The sequence below is a fragment of the Cedecea sp. NFIX57 genome (assembly GCF_900177785.1).
In the GTDB taxonomy this organism is placed as follows: Bacteria; Pseudomonadota; Gammaproteobacteria; order Enterobacterales; family Enterobacteriaceae; genus Cedecea; species Cedecea neteri_C.
This window is the reverse complement of sequence record NZ_FXAS01000095.1, coordinates 1-2,650: the sequence shown is the minus strand read 5'-3', so window position 1 is coordinate 2,650 and position 2,650 is coordinate 1. Positions and strand designations below refer to the sequence as shown.

Here is a 2,650-nt window from a genome sequence, read left to right as displayed (position 1 = left end):
AAGGGTACGCCCCGGAATGACGCGGGCAGCAGCTCATCAATACCGGCCAGCGCCGCCAGCTGGGAAAGCATATCGGTCATGAGCCATACCTCCGGTTCGTCAGCTCAGACTGGCGCATGATCTGCTGGGTCACCAGTTGGCTGTCCAGGTAAACGTTCACTACGGTTTGCCGTGGCTTAGACGGTGAAGCACCGGCATTACCTTTCGCTGGTGCTGGAGTACTGTTGCTGATGAATTTATGGATCTCATCCCAGACGTCCAGCGCCCCGGCAGGGTATGGCAGCTCGACACCCGGAGGAGGTGCTCCTTTACCTTCCGCGATTTTATCTTTCCCTCGTTTGATAAAGTGATCGTAAAGGGACCCCCCCAACATGGCGGCGTCCCCGATGGGGTTCAGGTATTTTAGTGGCATCAACAGTTTGCTTTTCCCAGCAATTTCTCCCGCCTCTCTTAGCGCCTGGGCAACTTCATCACCGGCGGTACCTGCCGCTGGGGGTTCGACAACACCCGATCCAGGCGCTCCCCCTTTACTGAAGAGTTTTTTCCCCATTTTATACAGCGCAATACCACCAATAGTCAGACCACCCATATGCCCTACCTCATTGTATAACGAGTGGAATGCTGCAGTGGTAACAGAGACAGACCCCGCCAGGAGGGGAAACTTTTTGGCCAGATCGGCAAACTCATCAGACAGGACACCCACGAGATCAGCGGGTTTCTTCATGGAATCAACTTCGGCGTAAAATGCCGCATTTTTGGCGTTCTGAATTTTCCAGGCGTTGCCTTCTTTATTAAAGTCAAAATCCCGCGTCGCTGACTGCTGGTTCAGTGGCAGGACAAACTGGGCCGCCCCTTCGTTGGTTAATTTGTCGAATGTCCCCCAGTTGCGATCCAGGTTTATCCAGGCTTTGCGGGCCTGCTGGTTAGGGAACAAAGCAGAGGTATGGTCTCCGTGGATCGCCATCATTTCCGATTCAAGCTTAGCTCTGCGGTCCGGGTCTGTTGTTCTGGACATCTCGGCCTGATAGCGACGGTAATCAGGGTCAGCAGCATCCATTTTCTGAAGCAACCCCCGCACCGTATCCAGTGGTGTCAGCCCCAGCTCACGGTCATGGCGCATCATTTTTTCTATATTAATGCTGCGTCCGTTAATTTTGAGACGTTTTGCATTGTGCTTCAGGTTCTTGGATGTAAGTTCAGATAACAGGTCGTTAGTATTGATAGCGGCTTCCTCAGGTGTCCCTGATCCAATAGCTGCCGCCTCGAAGAGTGCCGGAATTTGAGCAAACCCTTTACGCCCGAAAAAACCTGCGGATTTGGCGTACTCCAGCCCCTGTGGGATATAGTGCGCCAGCATTGGTACATCCAGCTTGCCATGCTGCGCGGCAGTGGTGATGGTGCTGCCCGCTGACAGTGAATCCTTTTCACTTAAACCAAAGTTCACCGCACTGGCCTGAGTGTTGGCGACGGATTCAGCATCAGCCCCGGTTGCCACCGCAATCCTCAAATCGCTACCCAGGTATTTCTCAGGGTGCTCAACCACCCCTGAACGCACCATGGTTTCATACGCGATAGCCGCCTGATCGGGCGTCGCTCCACTTTCACCCACAGCGGCACGGAGCTGTTTGTCAATGGTGTGCAAGCCGATGGTACGGCCAGCCGTACCAAGCTGGTTGTACTTAAAGTTGGCGAGCTTGCGCAGCTCGGCGTCGTAACCCACCGAGTCCTCTATCGGTTTACGCAAGGCCAGCCCTGTACCCACGGCCACCGCACCCACGGTGCCGGCCACTTTCAGACCGGTTTTAAGGCCCGAGGTCAGGCGGCTCTGGGTGCGCTCCGTCTCGCCCAGCTCCCGGCGGAGCTTCGCCACGGTGCTGGTCATCTGCGCATACGCCCGCTGCTGCTCCATCGCTGACATAACGCCGGAACGCTCAAGGCGATTGTAGGCCGCCTCGGTCTGGGCTATCTCGCGCCGGATATCCTGCTCGCTTTTAATGCCCAGTACGGCCCGGGCCTCGCGGGCCGGGTTGCGGCTGATGCGCTGCTGTTGTTGCTCAACTACGCTCATCTCTTTGTTGAGGCGGCTGATGATGGACGACGTCCGCTCCCAGGCGCGCTGCTGTTCGGTGGCCGACAGCGTGCCGGAGCGGGCCAGCCGCAGATAAGCGGCAGACGTCTGATCGATTTGACGCTGGATGGTGCGCTCGCTGCGCAGGCCCAGCGCCTCGCGGGCCTCCTGCATGCGCTTCACTTCGTTGCGGATGCGCTGAATACCGGCGCTGGCATTGTCGCGCAGGCCAATACTCATCTGTGTTTCAAAGGGACCGGCCATGGATTATGTCCTGCGGGATGGGCGTTGCCGCCGGGAGGATTGGCGGCGGCTCACAAAGGTGGTGCCGCCGCCACGCTGCTGTTTAAACCAGGCTTTGGGGGCCTCGATGCGCTGAATGCCATCGAGGAGCGCCCCCAGGGTTACAGTGTCGAGAGCCCGGATGTCTGATTCGCCGTATCCGTACCGTCGGAGCCGGAGGCAGGCGAACCGGAAGTCCCGGAGTCGCCGTTCGCGTCCGCGCGCTTTTTTTTGAGCGCATCGCGGGCGGCCGTCAGCTGGCGGTAGTCGTCGCTGTCCATGTCCCGCAGCAGGTCGTAG

At 58.0% G+C, this 2,650-nt stretch carries 1 protein-coding gene; it reads right to left on the bottom strand.

The window, feature by feature from the left end:
* Positions 1-76: 76 nt before the first annotated feature.
* Positions 77-2,332 (bottom strand): phage tail tape measure protein, encoded by a 2,256-nt coding sequence (locus tag B9Y90_RS25855; protein WP_085543131.1) that lies wholly within the window; start codon positions 2,330-2,332, stop codon positions 77-79.
* Positions 2,333-2,650: the final 318 nt, after the last annotated feature.